We start from the raw sequence: 24,985 nt of genomic DNA, 5'->3' as shown, positions 1-24,985 counted from the left end.
GACTGACGGGCATGGCTGCTGGAGGATCTGACAACTTCACCCACCTCCACGTGCACACCGAGTACTCGATGCTCGACGGTGCCTCCAAGGTCGACGAGCTCCTGGGTGAGGCCGCCCGCATGGGCCAGCCCGCCCTGGCGATCACCGACCACGGCTACCTCTTCGGGGCCTACGACTTCTGGTCCACCGCCCAGAAGCACGGCGTCAAGCCGATCATCGGCCTCGAGGCCTACGTGACGCCGGGCACCTCGCGCTTCGACAAGTCCCGGGTGCGCTGGGGCGAGGAGCACCAGGCCAAGGACGACGTCTCGGCCCGCGGCTCCTACACCCACATGACGCTCCTGGCGAAGAACAACCGGGGGATGAACAACCTCTTCCGGCTGGGCTCCCGGGCCTCCATCGAGGGGCAGATGGGCAAGTGGCCGCGGATGGACCGCGAGCTCATCGAGACCCACGCCGAGGGCCTCATCGCCACCACCGGCTGCCCGTCGGGCGAGGTGCAGACCCGCATCCGCCTGGGCCAGTACGACGAGGCGCTGCGCGCCGCCCGCGAGCTGCAGGACATCTTCGGCCGCGAGAACTACTACGTCGAGCTCATGGACCACGGCCTGGACATCGAGCGCCGCGTGACGGGCGACCTCCTGCGCCTGGCCAAGGACATCGGCGCCCCGCTGCTCGCCACCAACGACTCCCACTACACGCGCCCGGACGACGCCAAGACCCACGAGGTCATGCTCGCGCTCCAGTCGGGCAGCAAGCTCACCGAGCCGAGCTACGACCAGGGCGGCAGCCGCTTCGCCTTCACCGGGGACACCTACTACCTGCGCCCCGCCGCCGAGATGCGGGAGGTCTTCCGCGACCTCCCGGAGGCCTGCGACAACACCCTGCTCGTCGCCGAGCAGTGCGACGTCACCTTCCGCACCACCGCCGACGGCGCGAACTACATGCCGCGCTTCCCCGTGCCCGCGGGGGAGGACGAGCACTCGTGGTTCGTCAAGGAGGTCGAGAAGGGCCTCAACTACCGCTACCCCGACGGCGTGCCCGCCCACGTCGAGAAGCAGGCGCGGTACGAGGTCGAGGTCATCACCCAGATGGGCTTCCCCGGCTACTTCCTCGTCGTCGCCGACTTCATCAACTGGGCCAAGTCCCAGGGCATCCGCGTGGGCCCGGGCCGTGGCTCCGGCGCCGGCTCGATGGTCGCCTACGCGCTGCGCATCACCGACCTCGACCCGCTCGTCCACGGGCTCATCTTCGAGCGGTTCCTCAACCCCGACCGCGTGTCGATGCCCGACTTCGACGTCGACTTCGACGAGCGCCGTCGTGGTGAGGTCATCCGCTACGTCACCGAGAAGTACGGCGACGACCGCGTGGCCCAGGTCGTCACCTACGGCACGATCAAGGCGAAGCAGGCCCTCAAGGACTCCGCGCGCGTCCTCGACTTCCCCTTCCAGATGGGGGAGAAGCTGACCAAGGCGATGCCGCCGTCGGTCATGGGCAAGGACATCACCCTCGCCGGCATCTTCGACCCCCGCGACAAGCGCTACGCCGAGGCCGAGGAGTTCCGCCAGCTGCACGCCGCGGACCCCGACGCCCAGGCCGTCGTCGAGACCGCCCAGGGCCTGGAGGGCATCAAGCGGCAGTGGGGCGTGCACGCCTGCGCCGTCATCATGTCCAGCGAGCCGCTCCAGGACGTCATCCCCGTCATGCTGCGCCCGCAGGACGGCGCGATCATCACGCAGTTCGACTACCCGCAGTGCGAGAACCTCGGCCTGCTCAAGATGGACTTCCTCGGGCTGCGCAACCTCACCGTCATCGACGACGCCCTGGAGAACATCACCCGCAACGGCAAGGAGGCGCCCGACCTCGAGCGCCTGCCGCTGGACGACCCCCTCACCTACGCCATGCTCGGCCGCGGTGACACCCTGGGAGTGTTCCAGCTCGACGGCGCCGGCATGCGCACCCTGCTGCGCCTCATGCGCCCCGACAACTTCGAGGACATCTCCGCCGTCGGCGCCCTCTACCGGCCCGGCCCGATGGGCGCGAACTCCCACACGAACTACGCGCTGCGCAAGACCGGCCAGCAGAAGATCGAGCCGATTCACCCCGAGCTCGAGGAGCCGCTGGCCGACATCCTCGGCACGACCTACGGCCTGATCGTCTACCAGGAGCAGGTCATGGCGATCGCGCAGAAGGTCGCCGGGTACACGCTCGGCCAGGCCGATCTGCTGCGCCGCGCAATGGGCAAGAAGAAGAAGGCCGAGCTGGACAAGCAGTTCGCCAGCTTCGAGGCCGGCATGCTCGAGCGCGGGTACTCCCCGGACGCGGTCAAGACCCTGTGGGACATCCTGCTGCCCTTCTCCGACTACGCCTTCAACAAGGCGCACTCGGCGGCGTACGGGATCATCTCCTACTGGACGGCGTACCTGAAGGCGAACTTCCCCACGGAGTTCATGGCCGCCCTCCTCACCTCCACCCAGGTGAACAAGGACCGCCTCGGCCTGTACCTCGGCGAGGCCCGGCACATGGGCATCAGCGTGCTCTCGCCGGACGTCAACACCTCGGTGGGCTCCTTCGCCGCCGTCGGGGAGGAGATCCGCTTCGGCCTGGCCGCGGTGCGCAACGTCGGCGCGAACGTCGTCGAGGCGATCATCTCCACCCGCGAGGAGAAGGGGGAGTTCACCTCCTTCACCGACTTCCTCGACAAGGTGCCCGCGGTCGTGTGCAACAAGCGCACCATCGAGTCGCTCATCAAGGCCGGGGCCTTCGACTCCCTGGGCCACACCCGCCGTTCCCTCCTCGCCCGCCACGAGGAGGCCATCGACATGGTCATCGACGTCAAGCGCAACGAGGCGGTCGGCCAGTTCGACCTCTTCGCCGGCCTCGGCGGCGACGGCGGTGCGGGCGGCGGCTTCACCATCGACATCCCCGACCTGCCCGAGTGGGACAAGCCGGAGAAGCTCACCTTCGAGCGGCAGATGCTCGGGCTGTACGTCTCGGACCACCCGCTCTTCGGGCTCGAGCACGTGTTGCAGCGGGCGGCGGACGTGTCCATCGCGACGCTCCTCACCGACGAGACCCGCTCCGACGGCTCCACGGTCACCATTGCTGGCCTCGTCACCTCCCTGCAGCGGAAGATGACGAAGAACGGCAACCCGTGGGCGATCGCGACGGTCGAGGACCTCGAGGGTGCCATCGAGGTGCTCTTCTTCCCGCAGACCTACTCGACGGTCTCGACGATGCTCGCCGAGGACTCGATCATCACGGTCAAGGGTCGCCTCAACCGGCGCGACGACATCCCGACGATCTACGCCTCGGAGATCACCCTCCCGGACGTCTCCCAGGCCACCGACGGGCCGGTCCAGCTCACGCTCGCCGCCAACCGGTGCACGGCCCCGCTCGTCGAGCGGCTCAAGGGCATCCTCACCGACCACCCGGGCAGCTCGGAGGTGCGGCTGCGGCTCACCAGCCCGGGGCGGTCGACGACGATGCGGCTGGAGGACTCCTTCCGCGTCGAGCCCTCGACGGCGCTCTTCGGGGACCTCAAGACCCTCCTCGGCCCCGGCTGCCTCGTCTAACGCACCCGCAACCCTCGCCCGCCCACAGTCGATCTACCGCCGACAGCACAGTTGTCGCCGACAGCCGACTTTTCCGACAGTGCACGCCCGCGAGCTCAGCGGTCGGAGTGGGACGTTGCCCCGCCCAGTCCGGTGAGCCGGACGCCGTCGACGAGCTCGACCAGCTCGGCAAGCCGGTGCGCCCGCGCGGACTCGGCGAGTGTGAACGGCTGCCCGGGCCGCGTCAGCACGACGGCGCCGCGCCAGCCGGCGTGGACCTTCAGCCGCGTGGCGTCTCCCGACAGGTGGGAGGTGGGGTCACCGGGCCCGCCGTCGACCACCTCGGCACCGAGCAGGTCGGCGAGGGCATCGGGCAGCTCATGCGGTGCCTCGGCGACGCGGATGGCCGTGCACAGCGCCTGGGTCGGGCTGTCGGTGAGGGCCAGCGCCGTCGTCGGCCACACCTGGACGGCCCGGCCACCACCGTCCTCGACGGCCTCGGTGAGGTCCCGCGCAGTGACCTCCTCGGGCACGTCGACGACGAACTCGTCGACCACGCCGTCGGTCCCGGGCTGGACCTGCACGCCGAGGATGTTGCCGTCGAGCATCCGCAGCTGCCGCGCGATCGCCTCGAGGGTGCCGGGGGTGTCCCGGACGGTGGTCCGCAGCCGCCACAGCGAGCCTGCGGCGTCGAGACGGCGCCGCTCCCGCAGGATCGGCCCGTGCAGCCAGCGCCGCAGCAGGCGGGCGACCGAGGGCTCGGCCACCCAGATCGCCAGGGTGGTGGCCGTGACCGTGAGGACGAGCACCTTGGCGAGCAGCGACAGGCCGCTCGCGACGACGGCCGCGTGCACCGCCAGCTCCAGCGGGAGCATGACGAGCACGTTCGCGGCAGTCAGGCGGGCGCGGGGCGGTGCGGGCAGCCGGCCGCACACCTCGCAGGCCAGCGCATCGGTCGGGTTCTCGTGTCCCATGCGACCAGCCTGGCCCCGCTGCGTTCCAGGCAGGTTTCACCCGGGAAACGAGCGTGTGACACCCGTCGCCAGGTCGTGGACGGCGCGCGCGACGCCGACCGGGTCGGTGAGGCACCCCAGGTGGCCCAGGGGCAGCGTCCGCACGGGCCAGCCCAGCTCCTCGGTGAGCTCCCGCTCGGGCGCGTAGGTGTCACCGAAGGCGAGGTAGGCGCCCCGGACGGTGTCGGTCCACCGCTCGGGGACGGTGACGGACCCGGCGAGGTAGGCCGACGGCACCCGCGGCGTGGCCGCGTGGACCTCGGCCCGCGTCCGAGCGTCGGGGAAGAGCGCCCGGACGTCCTCCTCCGGCCACCACTCGGTCCAGCGGGGGAGCCGGCCGTCGCGGGCGAGCGGGGCGAGCGCCTCACGCAGGGGCGCCGGGGCGACCGGGTGCTGCCCTCCGGCGGGCGGCGGCAGCACGGCGTCCATGAGGACGGCCCGCGTGACGCCGGCCGACCGCGTCAGCGAGGGGACGTACAGTCCCGCGTTCGAGTGGGCGACGACGACGTCCGACGGCCGGTGGCCAAGCGCGGCGACGTAGGCGGCAAGGACCCGTGCCGGGTCCTCGGCACCGCCCACGCCGACGACGGTGGCCGGGGAGCCGAGGCGCTCCAGCCCCTCGGCCAGCGGCCGCAGGACGGAGGCGGGCAGGAAGACGCTTCCGAGGAGCGCATCCGCACCACCGACCCGTCGTCGAGGGGGTCAGTCCCGGCGGCCGAGCAGCCGCCAGGCGGCGGGCAGCAGGCCCGCTGCAGCGGCGGCCTTGAGGACGTCACCGACGAGGAAGGGCGCCACACCCAGCACGAGGGCCTCACCCAGGCCCACGCCCAGGCTGACCATGAGCCACGGCACGCCACCCGCGTAGACCGCCAGGGTGGCGAGCGCGGCTGCCCCGGCCATCGACAGCGGGCTGCGGTCGGCGCGGCGGCGGGCCAGCGCACCGACGATCCCGGCGGCCAGCACGTAGCCGATGACGTAGCCGAAGGAGGCCGTGTGCCAGCCGGCCGTCTGCTCGGCGAACCACGGCACCCCGGCCACGCCGGCGCCGAGGAACAGCAGCATGCTGAGCACGCCGCGCACCGGCCCGAGCGAGGCTCCCACGAGGAGGACGGCGAAGGTGCCGAGCGACAGCGGCACCGGCGTGAAGGGCAGCGGCACGACCGCCTGGGACAGCACGCCGGTGAGGACCGCGCCGCCGGTGACGAGCGACGCGTCGCGGACGAGTCCGGCGGGCAGCGAGTCGGCGAGGACGGCAGCGGGGGTGGTCGTGGTCATGACATACCTCTCGTGGGGAACACCGGCCACGCTAACCAGTGGCGGGCCGGCTGCGGGCTGCGGACCCGCACAGATTCGGGACGGTCCGTCTGTAGCGGTCAGCCGACGACGGCGGTGAGCACCCCACCGGGCGTGCTCACCTCGACCCGGGCCCCCGGGGCGAGCTGCCGCCCGCGGCGGGTCTCGACGACGCCGTCGACGCTCACCTCGCCCTCGGCGATGAGCTCGCGGGCGTGCGCGCCCGACTCGGCCAGCGAGGCGAGCTTGAGGAACTGCCCCAGCCGGATCTCGCCGTCGACCGGCACGACGTTCTGCGCATCCATGGCACAGATCATGCCCTGTCGTGGGCTGGACGGCCCCCGTCGCGCGCCACGGCGCGGCATACGATCGGACACATGCTCAGGCGAATCGACCTCCGCGACACCGACCTCGCTCCCGCCGCCCTCGTCGACGTGCTCCCGCGCGCGACGCTCGACGTCGAGGCCGCCATGGCCCAGGTGCTCCCGATCCTCCAGGACGTCCGCGCCCGCGGCGGCGCCGCCCTGCGCGACCTCGCCGAGCGCTTCGACGGCGTGCGCCCCGAGCACCTGCGGGTGCCGGCCGAGGCGCTCGCCACCGCGCTGGAGGAGCTGGACCCGCAGGTGCGCGAGGCGCTGGAGATCTCCATCGCCCACAACCGCGCCGGTCACACCGCCCAGCTGCCCACCGAGCGCGACACCGAGATCCTGCCCGGCGGCCACGTCCGCCAGCGGTGGGTGCCGGTGAGCCGCGTGGGGCTCTACGTGCCCGGCGGCCTCGCCGTCTACCCCTCGTCCGTCGTCATGAACGTCGTCGCCGCGCAGGTCGCGGGCGTGCCCTCGCTCGCGGTCGCCAGCCCGCCCCAGCAGGCCTTCGGCGGCCTGCCGCACCCGACGATCCTCGCCGCGTGCGCGCTGCTCGGCGTCGAGGAGGTCTACGCCGTCGGTGGTGCGCAGGCTGTGGGCATGCTCGCCTACGGGGCCGCCGGCGAGGAGGGGACGGCGGACGCCGCGCAGCTGTGCGCGCCCGTCGACGTCGTCACCGGGCCGGGCAACATCTTCGTCGCCGCCGCCAAGCGCGCCGTCATGGGCCGGGTGGGCATCGACGCCGAGGCCGGCACCACCGAGATCGCCGTCCTCGCCGACGGCGGTGCGGACCCGCGTTTCGTCGCCGCGGACCTCATCTCCCAGGCCGAGCACGACCCCGCCGCCGCCTCCGTCCTCGTCACCGACAGCCCCGAGCTGGCCGACGCCGTCGACGCGGAGATCGAGCGACAGGCCGCCGCCACCACTCACGCCGAGCGGGTGCGCACCGCACTGTCCGGGCCGCAGTCGGGCACCGTGCTCGTCACGGACCTGGAGCAGGGGATCGCCGTGTGCGACGCCTACGGCGCCGAGCACCTGGAGATCCAGACGGCGAACGCGGCCGCCGTCGCCGAGCGGATCCGCAACGCGGGCGCGATCTTCGTCGGGCCCTACTCCCCGGTGCCGCTGGGGGACTACCTCGCCGGGTCCAACCACGTGCTACCCACCGGCGGGACCGCTCGCTTCGCCTCCGGTCTCAGCGTCATGGCCTTCCTCAAGCCCGTCCAGGTCATCGAGTACGACGACGCCGCGCTGCGGAAGGTCGCCGGCCCGCTGCGGGCGCTCGCGGTCTCCGAGGACCTGCCGGCCCACGCCGACGCCGTCGACGTCCGCCTGGGCTGAGACGCGGTCCCGGCGGCGCTAACTGTGCTGTCGGCGGTAACTGTGCTGTCGGCGCTAACTGTGCTGTCGGCGGTAACTGTGCTGTCGGCGGTAACTGTGCTGTCGGCGGTAAGTGTGCTGTCGGCGGTAACTGTGCTGTCGGCGGTTGTGCGCGCTCGGTGAAGGTTCGGGCGAGGGGCGGTGGCGCGCTTGCGCGGGGTGTGGGGCGGCGCGCACGCTGGAGCCTTGTCTTCCGGAGAGGAATCCCCCATGCGAACCAAGGTTGCCGTGGCGACCGCTGCCCTCCTGCTGGCCGTGACGGCCTGCGGCGGGGCCGACGACGACGCCGACTCGACCGCGGAGACGACCTCTCCGGCGGCCGAGGAGAGCCAGGAGGCGCCCACGCCTCCCGTCCCGGACCTCGAGGGCCTGCCCGACGTCGTCGCGGAGGTCAACGGCGTGGAGGTCACGCTGGAGGAGTTCACCCAGGTCTACGAGGGCCAGCTCCAGCAGGCCTTCATGCAGTCGCAGATGACGGGCGAGGAGGTGGACCAGGAGGCCCTCAAGCAGAGCACCGCCGAGGGCCTGGTCGACACCGAGCTGCTCCTCGCCGAGGCCGAGGCCCGCTCGATCGCGCCCAGCGCCGAGGAGGTCGACGCCGCCGCCGAGGAGGTGGCCGCCGCCAGTGGGCTCGGCTCCGCCGACGAGCTCTTCACCGCCCTCGAGGAGCAGGGCCTGGGCCGCGAGGAGGCGCTCGCGCAGCTCGAGGAGCAGACCGCCCTCGAGCAGCTCTTCGCCGCCGAGGCCGGGGACTTCACCCCCTCCGAGGAGGACGCCCGCCAGCTCTACGACGACGCCGTCGCCCAGGGCGGTGGCGAGGGCGAGCTGCCGGAGTTCGAGGAGGTCCGCCCCCAGCTGGAGGCGCAGCTCGCGCAGCAGCACGAGGGCGAGGCCGTCCAGGCCCTCCTCGAGGAGCTGCGCGCCGGCGCGGACATCACCTACCACCTGTGAGGCGTCAGCCCACCACGGCGGAGTAGAGCGACGCGAAGCGCTCGGCACGCTCGGCGTAGTAGCCGGCGCGCCCGGCCACCGGCTCCACGGTGGCCGCCGTGGTGGGCGCCGCCCGCTCCACCCCGGGCGCGACCGTCTCCAGCGCGAGCAGCGCGGTGCCGTGGAGCGTGGAGCGTTTGATCGTCACCGGGGTCACCGGCACCCCGGCGACGTCGGCGAGGAGCTGGAGCAGGTGCGGCAGTGACTGGCTCATCCGGCCGCTGGCGAGGATCTGCTCGGGGCGCGGGGCCACCCGGGTGAGCTCGTCGACCACGCGGCCGTAGCTCAGCGCCACGCCCTCGAGCATGCCGCGGGCGATCGACTCCGGGGTGGTGGCGGCCGAGAGACCGGCGAGCACGGCGCGCGCGTCGGCCGCCCACCCGGTGCTGCGCTCGCCGGTGAGGAAGGGCAGCGCCATCGGCGTGGCGGGGTCGGGATCGGCGGCGAGCACGTCGTCGAGGGGGACCTCCAGCCGCAGCGTGGCCTCCAGCCAGGCTGCGCCGCGCCCGACGTCGTTGAGGGCCCCGCCGAGCAGGGCGTGCTCCGCGTCCACCCGGTAGGCCCACAGCCCCGAGGGCAGCTCGGGCACCTCCGCGGGCACCCGCACCCGCACGGCGCCGCTCGTCGCGAAGGACGCGACGACCGTCCGGGGGTCGCTCGCCCCCGTCCCGAGGTTGGCGGCCAGACCGTCGGTGACGACGGGGAACCACGCGGCCCCGGCGAGGGCCGGCCAGCGCGTGGTGACGCCGGTGAGCGGCTGGTCGGGGTGGTGGATCGGGGAGAGGCTCGCGGCCGCGATACCGGCGACGGCGAGCATGCCCTCGTCCCACGTGCCGCGCAGCCGGTCGAGCAGGCCGGTCCACGCCGCCGTCGACGTGCCGACGGCGGTGGTCCCGGTGAGGCGCAGGACGATGAGCTCGCCCAGCGAGAGCCACCGCGCCACCTGCTCGAAGGTCTGCGGCTCGGTCTCCCGCAGCCAGCGCAGGCGGGCGGGCAGGTAGCTCGAGTGGAGCCGGGTCCCGGTCCGCTGCTGCACCTCGGCCTCGTCCAGCTCGGCGCGCAGCGCCGCGACCTGCGGCCCGCAGCGGGAGTCGGCGTAGGTGTAGCAGGGGGTGAGCGGCTCACCGGCGGCGTCGACGCCCACGAGCGAGGAGGCGAAGGTGTCGAGCGCGACGCCGGTGATCCTCCCGGCCAGCTCCGGGCGGGCGACCGCGTCGAGGACCTGCTCCACCTCGGCCACCACCTGGAGCGGGTCGATGACCGACGTGCCGTCGGTCGCGGTGGTGAAGGCGTGGCGCACCTTGTGCCGCAGCCCCGCGACCGGGAGGCCGCGGGCGTCGTAGACGCCGCCGCGGCTACCCGTCGAGCCGATGTCGACGGCCAGGACGAGCGGGTCGAGGGCGTCGCTGAGGTCGACGGTGAACTCGGGCATGACTTCCTCCGGTGGGGCGCGTCCTGGGATCGTACGGTCCGGCGCCGCTCAGCGCTGGGCCAGGACGAAGGGGTGCACGGCTGCCGCGCCGGCCTGCCGCAGCAGCCGGGCGGCGACCGTGAGGGTCCACCCGGAGTCGGTGTAGTCGTCGACGAGGAGCACCGAGCGGCCGGGCAGACCCGTGAGTGCCGCCTCGCCCAGCTCGAGCCGCAGCCGCTGGTGGACGCCCGCCAGCCGCGTGGCGGAGTTGACGTCGTGCCGCCCGGGCGGGCGGTTCGGGTCGGGGGAGACCGCTCCGACGAGCGGCACCTGGGCGAGGTGGGCGACGCCGCGCGCGAGGTGGTCGAGCAGCCGGGGCCGGGTGGCCGAGGAGACGACGATGACGCCCTCGACCTGCCCGCCCGCCTCGCGGACCGCGGCCAGCTGGTCGGTGAGGACGCGCTCGACGGCGCCGCGCAGCCCCACCGGCAGCTCGCCGTCGTGCCCGCCCCGGGCCTCCCGGCCCGCGGGCCGGTCCGGTGCGGGCTCGAGCATCTCGCGCAGCGCGGCGGACCAGCCCAGGCCGTCGAGCCGGGCGACCGCCCGGCCGGGTGCCGCCTGCTCCTCGGCCGGGATGCGTCCCTGGAGCGGGACTCCGACGGCCGACATGCCCGTGGGCCACTGCCGCCGGGCGGCGACGTCCACGCCCGGCCGGTCGAGGACGGCGCGGGCCTGCTCCAGACGCTGCTCGTCGACGGTCGCGTCGAGGGACAGGCCCCCGCACAGGTCGCAGCGCCCGCAGCGCCAGCCGGGCTCGAGCTCGGGGTCGGAGAGCTGGGCGCGGAGGTAGGCCATCCGGCACTGCCCGGCGCCCAGGCCGACGTAGTCGACCATGGCCTGCTGCTCCCGCTCGCGGGCGGCGTCCACCCGCGCGTAGCGCTCGGCGTCGTACTCCCAGGGGCGGCCGGTGGAGCGCCACCCGCCGCCCACCCGCTCGACCGCGCCGTCGACGTCGAGCACCTTGAGCATCGTCTCGAGGCGGGTGCGGCGGAGGTCGACGAGGGGCTCGAGGCGCACCGTGGACAGCGGCTCGTCACCGAGCGCGGCGAGCACCTCCCGCACCGAGTGCTCCGGCGGGAAGGCGAGGGAGCCGAAGTAGGCCCAGATGTCGCGGTCCTCCGGGCCGGGCAGGAGGACGACGTCGGCGCGGTCGACGCCGCGTCCCGCGCGGCCCACCTGTTGGTAGTAGGCGATGGGGGAGGAGGGCGCCCCGAGGTGGACGACGAAGGCGAGGTCGGGCTTGTCGAAGCCCATGCCGAGCGCGGAGGTCGCGACGAGCGCGCGGAGGCGGTTGGCGCGCAAGTCCTCCTCGAGCTGCTCGCGCCGGGCCGGCTCGGTGCGCCCGGTGTAGGAGTCCACCTCCAGCCCCGCGGCGCGCAGCTGTTCGGCGACCTGCTCGGCCTGCGCGACGGTGAGCGTGTAGACGATCCCCGAGCCCTCCCAGGCGGCCATCCGCTCGGCGAGCCAGGCCACCCGCTGCGCCTGGTCCGGGAGGCGCAGCACGCCCAGCCGCAGCGACTCCCGGTCGAGCGAGCCGCGCAGCACGAGGACGTCGCCGTCCTCGCCGGTGCCGAGCTGCTCGGCGACGTCGGCGCTCACCCGGTCGTTGGCGGTGGCGGTGGTCGCGAGCACCGGGACCCCGGCCGGGAGGTCCTCCAGCAGCGTGCGGATGCGGCGGTAGTCGGGGCGGAAGTCGTGGCCCCAGTCCGAGATGCAGTGCGCCTCGTCGACGACGACGAGACCGGCGCTGGCGGCGAGCTGCGGCAGCACCTCGCTGCGGAAGCCGGGGTTGTTGAGCCGCTCCGGGGAGCACAGGACGACGTCCACCTCACCGGCAGCGATGGCGGCGTGCACGGCGTCCCACTCGGTGACGTTCGCCGAGTTGACCGTGACCGCGCGGATGCCGGCGCGGGCGGCGGCGGCGATCTGGTCGCGCATGAGCGCGAGGAGGGGGGAGACGATGACGGTGGGCCCCGCGGGCGGACGCCCCTCGACACCGGCACGGAGGAGCGCGGTGGCGACGAAGTACACCGCCGACTTCCCCCAGCCGGTGCGCTGCACCACCAGGGCGCGCCGCCGGTGGACGACGAGCGCCTCGATCGCCCGCCACTGGTCGGCCCGCAGCCGGGCGTCCGGCCGGCCCACGAGCTCCTGGAGCGCGGCCTGCGCCCGCGCCTCTGTCGTCATCCCTGTGTCCATGTCGCCTCCTGCCCCTACGCTCCCACGGCCCACCGACCTCCCGTCTCGGGGCGAGAAGTCGGGCGATCCGGAGGAATCCGGCTCTTGTCGCTCGCGCGGGCAGGGCGCCGCGCCGGTGAGGTGTGTCACAGCACCGGCCAATTCGACAACCGGCCCACTGGGGCGCGAACGGCGCCACTGTGCGGAGTTCGCTCCTCCCTTGGCATGAATTACGCAACGCCACCGGGACAAAATTGGGTCAAGGGCTTGTAGGTAAGGCTTACCTAACAGTTAGATTGGCCCCACAGGCCGGCCCGGCGCCACCGGTCCCAGCCCACGAGTGAAGGACACCCATGAGCATCGCTTCCCCTCTTCGCCGCCCGGTGCGCGTCACCGGCGCAGCCGTCGTCGCCGTCCTGGCGCTCGCCGCCTGCGGGCAGGCCGACGCGACCGACACCGACGCAGGTGCCGAGGCCACCGCCACCGCCACGTCCGTCGAGGTCGAGGACAACAACGGCACGCAGACGATCACCACGCCGCCGCGGTCGGTCGTCGCGACCGACAACCGCACCTTCGAGACCCTCGCCGCGTGGGACGTCGAGCTGAGCGCCGCCGCCGTGGCCCTCATGCCCGACACCATCCCCTACGCGCAGGACGAGTCGATCATCGACCTCGGCAACCACCGCGAGCCCGACCTCGAGGCCGTCGTCGCCGCCGAGCCGGACCTCATCATCAACGGCCAGCGCTTCGCCGACTACCACGACGACTTCGTCTCCCTCGCGCCCGAGGCCGTCGTCCTCGAGCTCGACCCGCGCGACGGCGAGCTCTTCACCGACGAGCTCAAGCGCCAGACCACGGTGCTGGGCGAGATCTTCGGCAAGCAGGCCGAGGCCGAGGAGCTCAACGCCGACCTCGACGCCGCGATCGAGCGGGCCCGCGAGGCCTACGACTCCGCCGACACCGTCATGGCCGTCATCACCTCCGGCGGCGAGATCGGCTACTCCGCGCCGGGCACCGGCCGCACCCTCGGCCCGGTCTTCGACGTCCTCGACCTCACCCCGGCGCTCGAGGTCCCCGACGCCAGCGAGGACCACCAGGGCGACGACATCTCCGTCGAGGCCATCGCCGACTCCAACCCGGACTGGATCCTCGTCATGGACCGTGACGCGGCCGTCGCCGCGGACGAGCCGGAGTACGCCCCGGCCGCCGAGGTCCTCGAGGGCTCCGAGGCGCTCACCGGCGTCACCGCCGTGCAGGAGGACCAGCTCGTCTACATGCCCGCGGACACCTACACCAACGAGGGCATCCAGACCTACACCGAGTTCTTCAACACCCTGGCCGACGCCTTCGAGGCCGCACGCTGACACCGCCCGGTGGGGCCGGCGCGAGCCGGCCCCACCGTCGCACTTCTTCGAGGATGACGATGACAACCACCGACGCCGGGCCCCGGGCACGCTCCGCGGGCCGGCTCTTCGACTGGCGGCTCCTGGTCGGGGCCGCCGTCGTCGGCGTCCTCCTCCTCGCCTCCCTCTTCACCGGCGTCTACGACGTCGTCGGTGCCGAGGACGGCGGGGAGATGTTCGCCATCACCCGCGTCCCGCGGACCATCGCGCTCGTCCTCGCGGGCGCCGCGATGGCGATGTCGGGGCTGGTCATGCAGCTCCTCACGCAGAACCGCTTCGTCGAGCCGACGACGACGGGCACCACCGAGTGGGCCGGTCTCGGTCTCCTCGCGGTCACCATCCTCGTGCCCGGGGCGAGCATCGCGGCCCGGATGGGCGGAGCCATCGTCGCCTCCTTCGTCGGCACGATGCTCTTCTTCCTCTTCCTCAGCCGCGTCTCGCTGCGCTCCTCGCTCATCGTGCCGATCGTCGGGATCATGCTCGGCGCCGTCGTCGGCTCGGTGTCGACCTTCATCGCCCTGCAGACCGACATGCTCCAGAGCCTGGGCGTGTGGTTCGCCGGCAGCTTCACCTCGGTCCTCCGCGGCCAGTACGAGCCGCTGTGGATCGTCGCCGTCGTCGTGGTCGTCGTGTTCATCGCCGCCGACCGCTTCACCGTCGCTGGCCTGGGCAAGGAGATCGCGACCAACGTCGGCCTCGACTACAACAAGGTCGTCCTCCTCGGCACCGGCCTCATCGCCGTCGCCACCGGGGTGGTGACCGTCGTCGTCGGCAACCTGCCCTTCCTCGGGCTCATCGTCCCCAACATCGTCTCGCTCGTCCGCGGCGACGACCTGCGCAGCAACCTGCCGTGGGTCTGCCTGCTCGGCATCGGCATCGTCGCCGCCTGCGACCTCGTCGGCCGGACGATCATCATGCCCTTCGAGGTGCCCGTGTCCCTCATCCTCGGCGTCCTGGGCGCCGCCGTCTTCGTCCTGCTCATCCTCCGGCAGCGTCGTCGTGGTTAGCCTCCTGCCCGCGGCGCCGCGGACCACGACCCCCGCGCGGACCACGCCCCCGCTGCCGGCCGCCGCGCCGCGCCGCCGCGCCTCCGGGCCGCTGCCCACCGCCCGTGCCCGACGGCGGTACGCGGCCGTCGTCGTCACGCTCGCCGTCCTCGCGCTCACCCTCGCGGCCGGGCTGGTCATGTGGGACAACCCCATGCCCTTCGGCTCGGACGGCTTCTGGCGGATCGTCCAGCTGCGGCTGAAGAACGTCCTCGTCATGGCGATCGTCGCGTTCTGCCAGGCGATCGCCACCGTGAGCTTCCAGACGGTGACGAACAACCGGATCATCACGCCCTCGATCATGGGCTTCGAGTCCCTGTACGTCGCGGTGCAGACGGCGGCCGTCTACTTCCTCGGCGCCGCCGGCATCGTCGCGCTCACCGGGGTGCCGCAGTTCGTCCTCCAGGTGGTCCTCATGGTGGGGCTGGCTGTCGCGCTGTACGGCTGGCTGCTGTCGGGCAAGTACGGGAACCTCCACGTGATGCTCCTCATCGGGATCGTCATCGGCGGCGGGCTGGGCTCGGTCTCGACCTTCATGCAGCGGCTGCTCACCCCCAGCGAGTTCGACGTCCTCACCGCCCGCCTGTTCGGCTCGGTGACCAAGGCCGACGCCTCCTACCTGCCCGTCGCCGTCCCGCTCGTCCTCGTCGCCGGCGGCCTCCTCTGGGCGCGCGCCCGGCGGCTCAACGTGCTGGCCCTGGGCAAGGGCGCGACGACGTCGCTGGGCCTGAGCCACCGCGCCGAGCTCGTCAAGGTGCTGCTCCTCGTCGCCGTCCTCATGGCCGTCTCCACCGCCCTCGTCGGGCCGATGACCTTCTTCGGCTTCCTCGTCGCGACCCTCGCCTACCAGTTCGCCGACACCCACGACCACCGCCACGTCTTCCCGGTGGCCGTGCTCGTCGGCTTCGTCGTCCTGGCCGGCGCGTACTTCGTCATGAACCACGTCTTCTACGCCCAGGGCGTCGTCTCGATCATCATCGAGCTCGTCGGCGGCACCGTCTTCCTCGTCGTCATCCTGCGAAAGGGACGCCTGTGATCACCCTGAGCGACGTCCGCAAGGACTACAGCAGCGAGGTCGTCATCGGCCCCGTCGACCTCACGATCCCCGCCGGCGGCATCACCGCCCTCATCGGCCCCAACGGGGCGGGCAAGTCGACGCTCCTCACGATGATCGGGCGCCTGCTCGGCCTGGACGCCGGCACGATCGAGATCGCCGGCTACGACGTGACGAGCACGGCCTCCAAGGACCTCGCCAAGATCGTCTCGGTGCTGCGCCAGGAGAACCACTTCATCACCCGGCTCACCGTCCGCCAGCTCGTCGCCTTCGGCCGCTTCCCCTACTCCAAGGGCCGACTCACCGCGCTCGACGAGGAGCTCGTCAGCGAGGCCATCGACTTCCTCGAGCTCGGGGACCTCGAGGACCGCTACCTCGACCAGCTCTCCGGCGGACAGCGCCAGCGCGCCTACGTCGCCATGGTGCTGTGCCAGGACACCGAGTTCGTCCTCCTCGACGAGCCGCTCAACAACCTCGACATGCGCCACTCCGTGCAGATGATGAAGCACCTGCGCCGGGCCGCCGCCGAGCTGGGCCGCACGATCGTCGTCGTCCTCCACGACATCAACTTCGCCAGCCACTACGCGGACTACATCTGCGCGGTCAAGGACGGCAAGGTCGCCGAGTTCGGCACCTGCGAGTCGATCATGACCGAGCCGGTCCTCACCCGGGTCTTCGACACCCCCGTCCAGGTCATCGACGGGCCCAACGGGGCGCTGGCCGTCTACTACTGAGGACCTGGACGCGGCCCCCGGGCGCGCCGCCGGCGGTCATAGACTGGCGAACGTGCCTGAGACCTCCCTCCCGGTGCGGCCGGACCTCGCCGGCCTCCAGCCCTACGGCGCACCGCAGCTCGACGTGCCCGTCCTCCTCAACGTCAACGAGAACCCGCACCCGCCGTCGGCGGCCGTCGTCGCCGACCTCGCCGCCGCCGTCGCGGAGGCCGGGAGCGGCCTCAACCGCTACCCGGACCGGGACTTCCTCGGCCTGCGCGCGGACCTGGCCGAGTACCTCGCCGTCGAGTCCGGGGCCACCGGCCTGCGCGCCGAGCACCTGTGGGCCGCCAACGGCTCCAACGAGGTCATGCTCCACCTCCTCCAGGCCTTCGGCGGGCCGGGGCGCACGGCGCTGTCCTTCGCGCCGACCTACTCGATGTACCCCGAGTACGCGCGCGACACGATGACGGCGTGGGTCGCCGGACGCCGCGAGGAGGACTTCACCCTCGACCCCGCCCACGCCGTCGCCCAGCTGACCGAGCACCGGCCCGCCGTCGTCCTCCTCGCCAGCCCGAACAACCCGACCGGGACCGCGCTGCCGCTCGCGACGATCGAGGCGGTCGCCGAGGCGGCGCGCACCACCGGACCCGCGGGCCCCGACGGCGCACCGACGGCGAGCGTCGTCGTCGTCGACGAGGCCTACGCGGAGTTCCGCCGCGAGGGCACCCCGAGCGCGCTCAGCCTGCTCGACCGCTACCCGCACCTGGCCGTCAGTCGGACGATGTCCAAGGCCTTCGGGCTGGCCGGCGCGCGCGTGGGCTACCTCGCCGCCGCGCCGGAGCTCGTCGACGTGCTCCGCGTCGTGCGCCTGCCCTACCACCTGTCGGCCGTCACCCAGGCGGTCGCGCGGGCGGCGCTGCGCCACCGCGGGGAGCTCATGGCGCAGGTCGCCGAGCTGCGTGCCGAGCGGGACCGCACCGTCACCTGGCTGCGCGAGCAGGGCTTCACGGTCGCGGACTCGGACGCCAACTTCGTCCTCTTCGGCCACCTCGAGGACCGTGAGAGGGTGTGGCAGGGGCTGCTGGACCGGGGAGTTCTCATCCGGGTCGTCGGTCCGCCAGGATGGCTGCGGGTATCGATCGGTACCGCTGCGGAGATGGCCGCCTTCCGGGCGGCCCTACAGGAGGTGCTCGGGCTGTGACTGGGACGCGAACCGCGCGACTGGAGCGCACGACGTCGGAGTCGAGCGTCGTCGTCGAGCTCGACCTGGACGGCCACGGCCGCACCGACATCTCGACGACGGTGCCCTTCTACGACCACATGCTCACCGCGCTGGGCAAGCACTCGCTCATCGACCTCACCGTCCGGGCGACCGGTGACACCCACATCGACGCGCACCACACCGTCGAGGACGTCGCCATCACGCTGGGCGACGCGCTCAAGGTGGCGCTGGGGGACAAGCGCGGCATCGCCCGCTTCGGTGACGCGCTCGTGCCGCTGGACGAGGCCCTGGCCCAGGCCGTGGTCGACGTGTCCGGCCGGCCCTACCTCGTCCACAGCGGCGAGCCCGCGGGACAGGAGTACCACCTCATCGGCGGCCACTTCACCGGCTCCCTGACCCGGCACGTCTTCGAGTCGATCACCCACCACGCGGCCATCGCCATGCACGTGCGCGTGCTCGGGGGCCGCGACCCGCACCACATCGTCGAGGCCCAGTTCAAGGCCGTGGCGCGCGCCCTGCGCTTCGCCGTCGCGCCCGACCCGCGTGTCGAGGGGATCCCCTCGACCAAGGGGGCGCTGTGAGCGAGATCCCGTCGGTCGCCGTCGTCCTCACGCCCGTCGCCTCGGCGTCGGCGCTCGCGGGCCTGTGCGCGATGCAGGACGTCGACGTCCACGTCGTCCCCTCCCGCTCCGGCGCGGTCGCGGTCGTCGAGCTCGAGCCTGCCCCGGAGGCGCCGCCCGCGGACGACTGGGACATCAGCGAGCTCCTCGGCGCCCCCGGTGACGAGGTTCCCGCCGCGGCCGACGAGGTGGCCCGCACCCTGTCGCGGCTCACCAAGGCCGGGGTCGTGCTCATCACCTCCTCCCTCGCCCAGGACGCCGGCTTCGAGCGCGGCCTGTCCGGCCAGCTCACCGCCCGGCGCTACGCCGGCGGGGAGCGCGGGGAGGACGTCGCCGTCGGGCTCGTGCTCGCCGGCGCGGACGACGTCGTCGAGGACCTGGTCCTGGGCCGCGTCCGCGTGGCCGACGTCCCGGGTCACGCGCGCTCCGGGGACCTGCCGCGCTGGAAGGCGGCGCGGATGTTCGCCAAGGGCCTGCGCAAGCCGCGCCCCTGACCGGTCGCCCCGGCCGCGGTGATGTTCGCATCACTGCGCCCGAGGTGCCCGGGGGAGCGCGTAGACTCTTCCGGTGACCAGCCAGCCGAACGTCGTCGTCCTCGACCACGGCTCGGGCAACGTCCGCTCCGCCGTCCGGGCGCTCGAGCGGGCCGGCGCCCAGGTCGAGCTCACCTCCGACCCCGACGTCGTCGCCGACGCCGACGGCCTCGTCGTCCCCGGTGTCGGGGCCTTCGCCGCCGTCATGCGTCAGCTGCGCGAGGTCGGCGGCCCCCGCATGATCGAGCGCCGCCTCGCCGGCGGACGGCCCGTCCTGGGCATCTGCGTAGGCATGCAGGTGATGTTCGCGGCCGGCAAGGAGCACGGGGAGCACGCCTCCGGCCTGGACCAGTGGCCCGGCACCGTCGACCGCCTCGAGGCCCCGATCGTCCCGCACATGGGCTGGTCCCCGGTCAAGGCCCCCGAGGGCAGCACCCTGTTCCAGGGCCTGGAGGACGAGCGCTTCTACTTCGTCCACTCCTACGCCGTGCAGGAGGACCCGACGAGCGACTTCGAGTCCGGCTCCCCGCTGGAGCGGCCGCTCGTCACCTGGGCCGAGCACGGCACCCCCTTCGTCGCCGCCGTCGAGAACGGCGCGCTGTCGGCCACCCAGTTCCATCCCGAGAAGTCCGGCGAGGCCGGCGTCCAGCTGCTCCGCAACTGGCTGAGCACCCTGCGCTGACGCACCCGCGCGTCGCGCCGACCGAGGAGAATGTGCATGTCCCCCCGCCTTGAGCTGCTCCCTGCCGTCGACGTCGTCGACGGCCAGGCCGTCCGCCTCGTCCAGGGCGAGGCCGGCTCCGAGACCTCCTACGGCGACCCGGGGGAGGCGGCCCGCACCTGGGCCGAGCAGGGCGCGGAGTGGATCCACCTCGTCGACCTCGACGCCGCCTTCGGGCGCGGCTCCAACGCCGAGCTGCTCGCCGGGCTCGTCTCCGACCTCGACGTCGCCGTCGAGCTCTCCGGCGGCATCCGCGACGACGAGAGCCTCGCCCGGGCCCTGGACACCGGCGCCCGCCGCGTCAACCTCGGCACCGCCGCGCTCGAGAACCCCGAGTGGACCTCCAAGGTCATCGCCCGCCACGGCGACCGCATCGCCGTCGGCCTCGACGTGCGCGGCACGACCCTCGCCGCGCGCGGCTGGACCCGCGAGGGCGGGGACCTGTGGGACGTGCTCGCGCGCCTGGACGCCGACGGCTGCGCCCGCTACGTCGTCACCGACGTCAAGAAGGACGGCATGCTCAGCGGCCCGAACCTCGAGCTACTGCGTGAGGTGTGCGAGCGCACCGAGGCGCCGGTCGTGGCCTCCGGCGGCGTCTCCTCCCTCGAGGACATCGCGGCGCTGCGCACCCTCGTGGACGCCGGCGTCGAGGGCGCGATCGTCGGCAAGGCCCTGTACGCGGGCGCCTTCACGCTGCCCGAGGCCCTGGACGTCGCGGGGCGTCCGTGAGCCCGCTGCCTCCCGAGATGATGCCCGGCGGGAAGACGGACTCCGCCGGCCAGCCCTGGTCTGGCCGCACCCTCAAGCCCAACCCCTTCTCCGGTGACGACGGCACCGCCCCGGCCGAGCTCGTCGCGGCGCTCGCGGTCGAGGACGAGGCCGAGCGCGCCGTCGCCGTCGCCGACGTCCTGCGCACGGCGCGGGTCATCGTGCCCGTCGTCGCGCACGCTCACCCCGGCGTCACCGAGGACGGCACGGTGGCCGCCCACACGAAGCACGGCTCGGGCGACGCCCAGGCCGACGCCTGCGCCTCGGCGGCCATGGTCTCCGTGCGCACCCCCGACGGCCGGGCCGCCCTGCCCGTCTTCAGCTCCGTCGAGCGGATGCAGGCCTGGGACCCCACCGCCCGCCCCGTCCCCGTCGAGGGCGTGCGTGCCGCGCTCGCCTCGGTCTCCGACGCCGACTCCATGCTCGTGCTCGACGCCGCCGGCCCGGTGACCGTGCTCCTCGGCCGTCCCGCCGTCTGGGCGATCGTCCACAACGAGCGCTGGCTGCCCTCGTGGCAGGACCCCGAGCTCACCCAGGTCGCGGTGAACGCGCTGCGCGGGATCACCGAGCTCACCGCCGTCCGCCTCGAGCGGGGGGAGCGCAGCGAGCTGCGGGCCCTCCTCGCCCTGGCCCCGGGCCTGAGCCGCGAGCAGATGATGGATGCCGTCACCCGGGCCCAGGAGGCACTGAGCGCCGACCTCGTCTTCACCGACCGGGTCGACTCCCTCGAGCTCTACCCGATGGCCGTCACCGGCTGACCGCTCAGCCGTCCGCCGCGTCCCGGCACGAGGTGATCGGCTCGAAGGCCTCCTCGGACAGGAGGTCGTGCAGGGTGCTCACCGGGACGAGGTAGCTGTTGCCCCACGCGTCCATCGCGTAGACGACACCGACGACCTGACCGTCGCTGTTGAGCACCGCGCTGCCCGAGGAGCCGTGGTCCACCCGCGCCGTCGACCGGCCCACCATGCCGAGGTCCGAGCCGAGCGTGTCGAGCTCGTAGCCGAGGAGGGAACCGGCCGCCGTCGTCAGCTTCCCGCCGCGGGGGTAGCCGACGACGGTGATCTCCTCACCGACGGCGGCATCCACCTCCGCCAGACCGGGGACGGCGGTGAGCGGCTCCGCGGTGCGCACGAGCGCGAGGTCGGCGACGTCGGCGACGCCGGCGGAGACCGCGTCGATCTCCCGCCCGTCGTAGGTGGTGACCTGGAGGCGGTCGGCGTCGGCGACGACGTGCCGGTTGGTGATGACGGTGCGCTCGTCGAGGGCGAAGCCCGAGCCGGTGGTCAGCTCCCCGCAGCCGACGTTGCGGATCCGCACCGCCATCCGCTCGGCCGCGTCCACGCCGTTGGCGGACAGCGCGCCGGGGTCGGCGAGGTGGGGCGCCTCGACGTCGGGGACGAAGTCGGTAGGCAGCGGGCCGGGCATCGTCGGCACCGCCCCGCAGCCGGCGAGGACGGCGAGGGTGGCGGCGGCGAGCGCGACGCGGCGGGCGGGCCTCACTGGTCCTCCAACCTCTCCTGCAGGCCGGCGTGCGCCTCGTCCGCCTGCGCGCACACGCCGTCGACCTGCTCGCGCAGCGCGGCGACGTCGACCTCGGGCTCGTCCGGCTGGTCGGGGGAGGCCGACGGCGACGGCGAGGGGGTGGGGCGCGCCGCGGCCTCCAGGTGGGCGATGAGGTTCTCCTGGCCGGTGATGCACTGGTCCATCGCCCCGGCGACGGCGGCGGCACTCGCCGAGAGCTGGGCCTGGTACTCGAGCACCTGTCGCTGCACCTCGCGGTCGTCACCGGACTGGGCGACGGCGTCGGCGAGCTCGTGGATCTGGCCCTGCGCCGCCTCGAGCTGGCTCTCCACCAGGGCGAGCGTGCTGCGGGACTCCTCGAGCTCCGCGCGAACCTGCCCGAGCTCGCCACCCAGCTCGCGCGCGGTGTCCTCCAGGGACTCGGCCCGCTCCTGCCACGAGCGGGCGACGACGAGGAGGTAGCCCGCGGCGGCCAGCGCCAGGACGAGTGCGGCGGCGAGGGCAACGACGCCCCAGCGCCGCCGCCGTCCGTGATGCTGCCCACCGCCGCCCGTCGCCCGGCCTGCGGTGACCGGGAACTCGCCGGGTACGCTCGGGGAGGGGGCGGTCTCGGGGCCCTCGTCCCTGTGCGTCCGGCTGCTCATACGTGATAGTCTCTCAGACTGACCGACCGGGACGGACGTTCCGGTGTGCAAGCGGAGATTCTCCCACCTCGTCTCGACCGTCTCGCAAGAGCGACAGAGTCCGGGTCAGGTCGCTGAGGAGCCAGCTCCTCGGTACGGGTGACACCGTGCAGCGACCCCTGTGAGGCCTCCGTGCGCACCTGCGGACGGAGGCCTTCTTCGTGCGCAGACAGCGACGAGCAGGAGGAGCAGCACATCAGCGAGCCCCGTATCAACGACCGCATCCGTGTGCCGGAGGTCCGTCTTGTCGGACCCGGCGGCGAGCAGGTGGGCGTTGTCCGTGTGGAGGACGCCCTGCGTCTGGCCCAGGAGGCCGATCTCGACCTCGTGGAGGTCGCCCCCGATGCGCGCCCGCCCGTGGCCAAGCTCATGGACTACGGCAAGTTCAAGTACGAGTCGGCCCAGAAGGCGCGCGACGCCCGTCGCAACCAGGTCAACACCGCGCTCAAGGAGATCCGGTTCCGCCTCAAGATCGACCCGCACGACTACGCGACCAAGAAGGGTCACGTCGTGCGGTTCCTCGAGGGCGGCGACAAGGTCAAGGTCATGATCATGTTCCGCGGCCGCGAGCAGTCGCGCCCGGAGATGGGGATGCGGCTGCTGCAGCGTCTCGCGGAGGAGGTCAGCGACCTCGGCTCCGTGGAGAGCGCACCGCGTCTTGACGGCCGAAACATGACGATGGTCATCGGCCCGCACAAGAAGAAGCAGGGCGGCAGGAGTGATCAGCGCCGCGCCCGCGACAAGCGGGAGGCCGACCGCGCCGCTCAGGAGCAGACCACCACGGAGGACACCGCCCAGGTGCCCGACGAGGAGCAGCAGGAGGCGTAGCAGCCGCTACGCAACGCCAGGAGCCGGCGGTCAGCCGGCAGACACGGTCGTGCGCCCGCGCACGGCCCGAATGAGGAAGACGATGCCGAAGAACAAGACGCACTCCGGTGCCAAGAAGCGTTTCCGCACCACCGGTAGCGGCAAGCTCATGCGCGAGCAGGCGAACCGCCGGCACCTCTTCGAGGGCAAGCCGTCGAAGCGGACCCGCCGTCTGGCCATGGACAAGGCGGTCTCGCCGGCGGACGCCCCCAAGATCAAGAAGCTGCTCGGCAAGTAAGCCGCCCTACCTAAGGAGAACGACGTGGCACGCGTCAAGCGGGCGGTCAACGCCCACAAGAAGCGCCGGACTACCCTCGAGCGCGCCAGCGGTTACCGCGGCCAGCGCTCGCGTCTGTACCGCAAGGCCAAGGAGCAGGTCACTCACTCCCTGACCTACAACTACCGCGACCGGAAGGCCCGCAAGGGTGACTTCCGCCGCCTGTGGATCCAGCGCATCAACGCTGCGGTCCGCGCGGAGGGCATGACCTACAACCGCTTCATCCAGGGCCTCAAGGCCGCGGGTGTCGAGGTCGACCGTCGCATGCTCGCCGAGCTCGCGGTGAACGACGCACCGGCATTCGCCAAGCTCGTCGAGGTGGCCAAGGCCAACCTGCCCGAGGACGTCAACGCGCCCGCCGCCTGACGTTCCTCATGACCGAACGCCCGGACCTGCTGACCAACCCCCGATCCGATCGGGTGCGGATGGTCAAGCGGCTGTCCGGGCGTTCGGCGCGTCTGCGCCACGGCCAGTTCCTCGTCGAGGGGCCGCAGGGCGTGCGCGAGGCGGTGCTCCACGCGCCCGACCGCGTGCGTGACCTCTACCTCTCGACCGACGCCGCCGAGCGCTACCCGGAGATCCTCGCCGCCGCCCGGTCCGCGGTGCGGCACACCCACCTGGCGACGGCGGAGGTGCTCGCCGCGATGAGCGGGGACGCCCAGGGCGTGCTCGCCGTCGTCCACGCCGAGCCAGCCGTCCTGCCGGCCGCGGCCCCGCGCCTGGTCGCCGTGCTGCCGTGGGCGGCCGACCCGGGCAACCTCGGCACGATCGTGCGCGCCGCCGACGCCGCGGGGGCCGACGCCGTCGTGCTCGGTCCGGGCAGCGTGGAACCGCACAACCCGAAGGTCGTGCGCTCGACCGCCGGCTCCCTGTTCCACCTGCCCGTCGTGCTGGTGGAGGACCTGGCCGGGACGGTCGCCTCGCTGCGGGAGCAGGGGGTGCAGGTCCTCGCCGCCGCCGCCGACGGCGAGTGGGACCTCGACCAGCTCGCCGACCACGCCCTCCTCGCCACCCTCCCTCCCCGCGCCGACAGTACAGTTACCGCCGACAGCACACTTACCGCCGACAGCACAGTTAGCGCCGACAGCACAGTTACCGCCGACAGCACAGTTATCGCCGTGCCCGACCTGCGCCGGCCGACGGCGTGGCTCTTCGGCAACGAGGCCCACGGCCTGCGCGACGAGGAACGGGACCTGGCCGACGCCGTCGTCGCTGTCCCGATCCACGGCCTGGCCGAGTCCCTCAACGTCGCCACTGCGGCGACCCTCTGCCTCTACGCCTCGGCCCGCGCCCAGCGCCGCTGAGGCGCC

At 73.0% G+C, this 24,985-nt stretch carries 25 protein-coding genes; 17 read left to right on the top strand and 8 right to left on the bottom strand.

Annotation, left to right across the window (positions count from 1 at the left end; genetic code table 11):
- The first annotated feature begins 11 nt into the window (after positions 1 to 11).
- Positions 12 to 3,575, top strand: a complete 3,564-nt coding sequence (gene dnaE / locus AA0005_RS12570) for a DNA polymerase III subunit alpha (RefSeq protein ID WP_413450512.1) — start codon at positions 12 to 14, stop codon at positions 3,573 to 3,575.
- Positions 3,576 to 3,670: 95 nt separating this feature from the next.
- Here dnaE and AA0005_RS12565 read toward each other — a convergent pair whose 3' ends face one another.
- From AA0005_RS12565 to AA0005_RS12550, 4 genes are all read right to left on the bottom strand, one after another.
- Positions 3,671 to 4,528 carry an amino acid-binding protein gene (locus tag AA0005_RS12565; RefSeq protein ID WP_413450511.1) on the bottom strand — a complete coding sequence of 286 codons (858 nt, stop codon included), beginning with the start codon at positions 4,526 to 4,528 and terminating at the stop codon, positions 3,671 to 3,673.
- A 36-nt stretch (positions 4,529 to 4,564) separates the two neighbouring features.
- The gene (locus AA0005_RS12560; protein ID WP_413450510.1) at positions 4,565 to 5,146 is read right to left on the bottom strand and encodes a hypothetical protein; all 582 of its coding nucleotides are present in this window, start codon (positions 5,144 to 5,146) and stop codon (positions 4,565 to 4,567) included.
- Positions 5,147 to 5,269: 123 nt separating this feature from the next.
- A complete protein-coding gene (locus AA0005_RS12555; RefSeq protein ID WP_413450509.1) occupies positions 5,270 to 5,842 on the bottom strand; it encodes a biotin transporter BioY in 573 nt (190 codons plus the stop codon).
- A 98-nt stretch (positions 5,843 to 5,940) separates the two neighbouring features.
- On the bottom strand, positions 5,941 to 6,165 hold the full coding sequence (locus AA0005_RS12550) for an RNA-binding S4 domain-containing protein (RefSeq protein ID WP_413450508.1): 225 nt from the start codon (positions 6,163 to 6,165) through the stop codon (positions 5,941 to 5,943).
- A gap of 72 nt (positions 6,166 to 6,237) precedes the next feature.
- On the opposite strand from AA0005_RS12550, the gene hisD reads away from it, so the two are divergent.
- Complete coding sequence (gene hisD / locus AA0005_RS12545) at positions 6,238 to 7,566, top strand: histidinol dehydrogenase (RefSeq protein ID WP_413450507.1); 1,329 nt, start codon at positions 6,238 to 6,240, stop codon at positions 7,564 to 7,566.
- 249 nt (positions 7,567 to 7,815) lie between these two features.
- Positions 7,816 to 8,556, top strand: coding sequence for a SurA N-terminal domain-containing protein (locus AA0005_RS12540; protein WP_413450506.1), 741 nt, complete (start codon positions 7,816 to 7,818; stop codon positions 8,554 to 8,556).
- A gap of 4 nt (positions 8,557 to 8,560) precedes the next feature.
- Here the strand turns inward: AA0005_RS12540 and AA0005_RS12535 are convergent, their stop codons facing one another.
- Together AA0005_RS12535 and AA0005_RS12530 are read right to left on the bottom strand one after the other, a co-directional pair.
- On the bottom strand, positions 8,561 to 10,027 hold the full coding sequence (locus AA0005_RS12535; RefSeq protein WP_413450505.1) for a gluconokinase: 1,467 nt from the start codon (positions 10,025 to 10,027) through the stop codon (positions 8,561 to 8,563).
- A gap of 48 nt (positions 10,028 to 10,075) precedes the next feature.
- A complete protein-coding gene (locus tag AA0005_RS12530; protein ID WP_413450504.1) occupies positions 10,076 to 12,253 on the bottom strand; it encodes a RecQ family ATP-dependent DNA helicase in 2,178 nt (725 codons plus the stop codon).
- A gap of 344 nt (positions 12,254 to 12,597) precedes the next feature.
- Between AA0005_RS12530 and AA0005_RS12525 the strand changes: the two genes are divergently transcribed.
- From AA0005_RS12525 to AA0005_RS12480, 10 genes are all read left to right on the top strand, one after another.
- Positions 12,598 to 13,608: a siderophore ABC transporter substrate-binding protein gene (locus tag AA0005_RS12525; RefSeq protein WP_413450503.1), complete on the top strand. Its 1,011-nt coding sequence runs from the start codon at positions 12,598 to 12,600 to the stop codon at positions 13,606 to 13,608.
- Positions 13,609 to 13,667: 59 nt separating this feature from the next.
- Entirely contained in the window at positions 13,668 to 14,654 is a 987-nt protein-coding gene (locus AA0005_RS12520) for an ABC transporter permease (RefSeq protein ID WP_413450502.1), read from the top strand.
- Complete coding sequence (locus tag AA0005_RS12515) at positions 14,647 to 15,729, top strand: iron chelate uptake ABC transporter family permease subunit (protein WP_413450501.1); 1,083 nt, start codon at positions 14,647 to 14,649, stop codon at positions 15,727 to 15,729. The genes AA0005_RS12520 and AA0005_RS12515 overlap by 8 nt, the downstream gene beginning before the upstream one ends.
- Positions 15,726 to 16,481, top strand: coding sequence for an ABC transporter ATP-binding protein (locus tag AA0005_RS12510; protein WP_413450500.1), 756 nt, complete (start codon positions 15,726 to 15,728; stop codon positions 16,479 to 16,481). Before AA0005_RS12515 ends, AA0005_RS12510 begins: the two co-directional genes overlap by 4 nt.
- A gap of 52 nt (positions 16,482 to 16,533) precedes the next feature.
- A complete protein-coding gene (locus AA0005_RS12505; protein WP_413450499.1) occupies positions 16,534 to 17,664 on the top strand; it encodes a histidinol-phosphate transaminase in 1,131 nt (376 codons plus the stop codon).
- Positions 17,661 to 18,266, top strand: a complete 606-nt coding sequence (gene hisB, locus AA0005_RS12500) for an imidazoleglycerol-phosphate dehydratase HisB (protein WP_413450498.1) — start codon at positions 17,661 to 17,663, stop codon at positions 18,264 to 18,266. The genes AA0005_RS12505 and hisB overlap by 4 nt, the downstream gene beginning before the upstream one ends.
- Entirely contained in the window at positions 18,263 to 18,799 is a 537-nt protein-coding gene (locus AA0005_RS12495; protein ID WP_413450497.1) for a hypothetical protein, read from the top strand. Before hisB ends, AA0005_RS12495 begins: the two co-directional genes overlap by 4 nt.
- A 73-nt stretch (positions 18,800 to 18,872) precedes the next feature.
- On the top strand, positions 18,873 to 19,520 hold the full coding sequence (hisH, locus tag AA0005_RS12490; RefSeq protein ID WP_413450496.1) for an imidazole glycerol phosphate synthase subunit HisH: 648 nt from the start codon (positions 18,873 to 18,875) through the stop codon (positions 19,518 to 19,520).
- 36 nt (positions 19,521 to 19,556) lie between these two features.
- Entirely contained in the window at positions 19,557 to 20,288 is a 732-nt protein-coding gene (gene priA / locus AA0005_RS12485; RefSeq protein WP_413450495.1) for a bifunctional 1-(5-phosphoribosyl)-5-((5-phosphoribosylamino)methylideneamino)imidazole-4-carboxamide isomerase/phosphoribosylanthranilate isomerase PriA, read from the top strand.
- Positions 20,285 to 21,085 carry an SseB family protein gene (locus tag AA0005_RS12480; protein WP_413450494.1) on the top strand — a complete coding sequence of 267 codons (801 nt, stop codon included), beginning with the start codon at positions 20,285 to 20,287 and terminating at the stop codon, positions 21,083 to 21,085. Before priA ends, AA0005_RS12480 begins: the two co-directional genes overlap by 4 nt.
- Positions 21,086 to 21,089: 4 nt before the next feature.
- On the opposite strand, the gene AA0005_RS12475 is transcribed toward AA0005_RS12480, so the two are convergent.
- On the bottom strand, positions 21,090 to 21,827 hold the full coding sequence (locus AA0005_RS12475) for a S1 family peptidase (protein ID WP_413450493.1): 738 nt from the start codon (positions 21,825 to 21,827) through the stop codon (positions 21,090 to 21,092).
- On the bottom strand, positions 21,824 to 22,492 hold the full coding sequence (locus AA0005_RS12470) for a hypothetical protein (RefSeq protein ID WP_413450492.1): 669 nt from the start codon (positions 22,490 to 22,492) through the stop codon (positions 21,824 to 21,826). Before AA0005_RS12470 ends, AA0005_RS12475 begins: the two co-directional genes overlap by 4 nt.
- Before the next feature lie 171 nt (positions 22,493 to 22,663).
- Here AA0005_RS12470 and infC point away from each other — a divergent pair, with 171 nt between their 5' ends.
- The 4 genes from infC to AA0005_RS12450 all read left to right on the top strand — a co-directional run bounded on the left by infC (position 22,664) and on the right by AA0005_RS12450 (position 24,979).
- The gene (gene infC / locus AA0005_RS12465; RefSeq protein WP_413450491.1) at positions 22,664 to 23,359 is read left to right on the top strand and encodes a translation initiation factor IF-3; all 696 of its coding nucleotides are present in this window, start codon (positions 22,664 to 22,666) and stop codon (positions 23,357 to 23,359) included.
- 82 nt (positions 23,360 to 23,441) lie between these two features.
- The gene (rpmI, locus tag AA0005_RS12460) at positions 23,442 to 23,636 is read left to right on the top strand and encodes a 50S ribosomal protein L35 (RefSeq protein ID WP_110852242.1); all 195 of its coding nucleotides are present in this window, start codon (positions 23,442 to 23,444) and stop codon (positions 23,634 to 23,636) included.
- A 24-nt stretch (positions 23,637 to 23,660) separates the two neighbouring features.
- Positions 23,661 to 24,041: a 50S ribosomal protein L20 gene (gene rplT, locus AA0005_RS12455; RefSeq protein WP_413450490.1), complete on the top strand. Its 381-nt coding sequence runs from the start codon at positions 23,661 to 23,663 to the stop codon at positions 24,039 to 24,041.
- Between the two features lie 8 nt (positions 24,042 to 24,049).
- Positions 24,050 to 24,979 (top strand): TrmH family RNA methyltransferase, encoded by a 930-nt coding sequence (locus AA0005_RS12450; protein WP_413450489.1) that lies wholly within the window; start codon positions 24,050 to 24,052, stop codon positions 24,977 to 24,979.
- Positions 24,980 to 24,985: the final 6 nt, after the last annotated feature.

The organism is Georgenia phoenicis (genome assembly GCF_047302425.1).
Lineage (GTDB): Bacteria > Actinomycetota > Actinomycetes > Actinomycetales > Actinomycetaceae > Oceanitalea.
This window is presented reverse-complemented; position numbering and strand designations above follow the sequence as displayed.

Bases quoted from the DNA above. Each gene is read 5' to 3' on its own strand.
- dnaE (WP_413450512.1), top strand. From the start codon at position 12: ATGGCTGCTGGAGGATCTGACAACTTCACCCACCTCCACGTGCACACC.
- AA0005_RS12565 (WP_413450511.1), bottom strand. From the start codon at position 4,528: ATGGGACACGAGAACCCGACCGATGCGCTGGCCTGCGAGGTGTGCGGC.
- AA0005_RS12555 (WP_413450509.1), bottom strand. From the start codon at position 5,842: ATGACCACGACCACCCCCGCTGCCGTCCTCGCCGACTCGCTGCCCGCC.
- AA0005_RS12550 (WP_413450508.1), bottom strand. From the start codon at position 6,165: ATGGATGCGCAGAACGTCGTGCCGGTCGACGGCGAGATCCGGCTGGGG.
- hisD (WP_413450507.1), top strand. From the start codon at position 6,238: ATGCTCAGGCGAATCGACCTCCGCGACACCGACCTCGCTCCCGCCGCC.
- AA0005_RS12540 (WP_413450506.1), top strand. From the start codon at position 7,816: ATGCGAACCAAGGTTGCCGTGGCGACCGCTGCCCTCCTGCTGGCCGTG.
- AA0005_RS12535 (WP_413450505.1), bottom strand. From the start codon at position 10,027: ATGCCCGAGTTCACCGTCGACCTCAGCGACGCCCTCGACCCGCTCGTC.
- AA0005_RS12530 (WP_413450504.1), bottom strand. From the start codon at position 12,253: ATGACGACAGAGGCGCGGGCGCAGGCCGCGCTCCAGGAGCTCGTGGGC.
- AA0005_RS12525 (WP_413450503.1), top strand. From the start codon at position 12,598: ATGAGCATCGCTTCCCCTCTTCGCCGCCCGGTGCGCGTCACCGGCGCA.
- AA0005_RS12520 (WP_413450502.1), top strand. From the start codon at position 13,668: ATGACAACCACCGACGCCGGGCCCCGGGCACGCTCCGCGGGCCGGCTC.
- priA (WP_413450495.1), top strand. From the start codon at position 19,557: ATGTCCCCCCGCCTTGAGCTGCTCCCTGCCGTCGACGTCGTCGACGGC.
- AA0005_RS12470 (WP_413450492.1), bottom strand. From the start codon at position 22,492: ATGAGCAGCCGGACGCACAGGGACGAGGGCCCCGAGACCGCCCCCTCC.
- rpmI (WP_110852242.1), top strand. From the start codon at position 23,442: ATGCCGAAGAACAAGACGCACTCCGGTGCCAAGAAGCGTTTCCGCACC.
- AA0005_RS12450 (WP_413450489.1), top strand. From the start codon at position 24,050: ATGACCGAACGCCCGGACCTGCTGACCAACCCCCGATCCGATCGGGTG.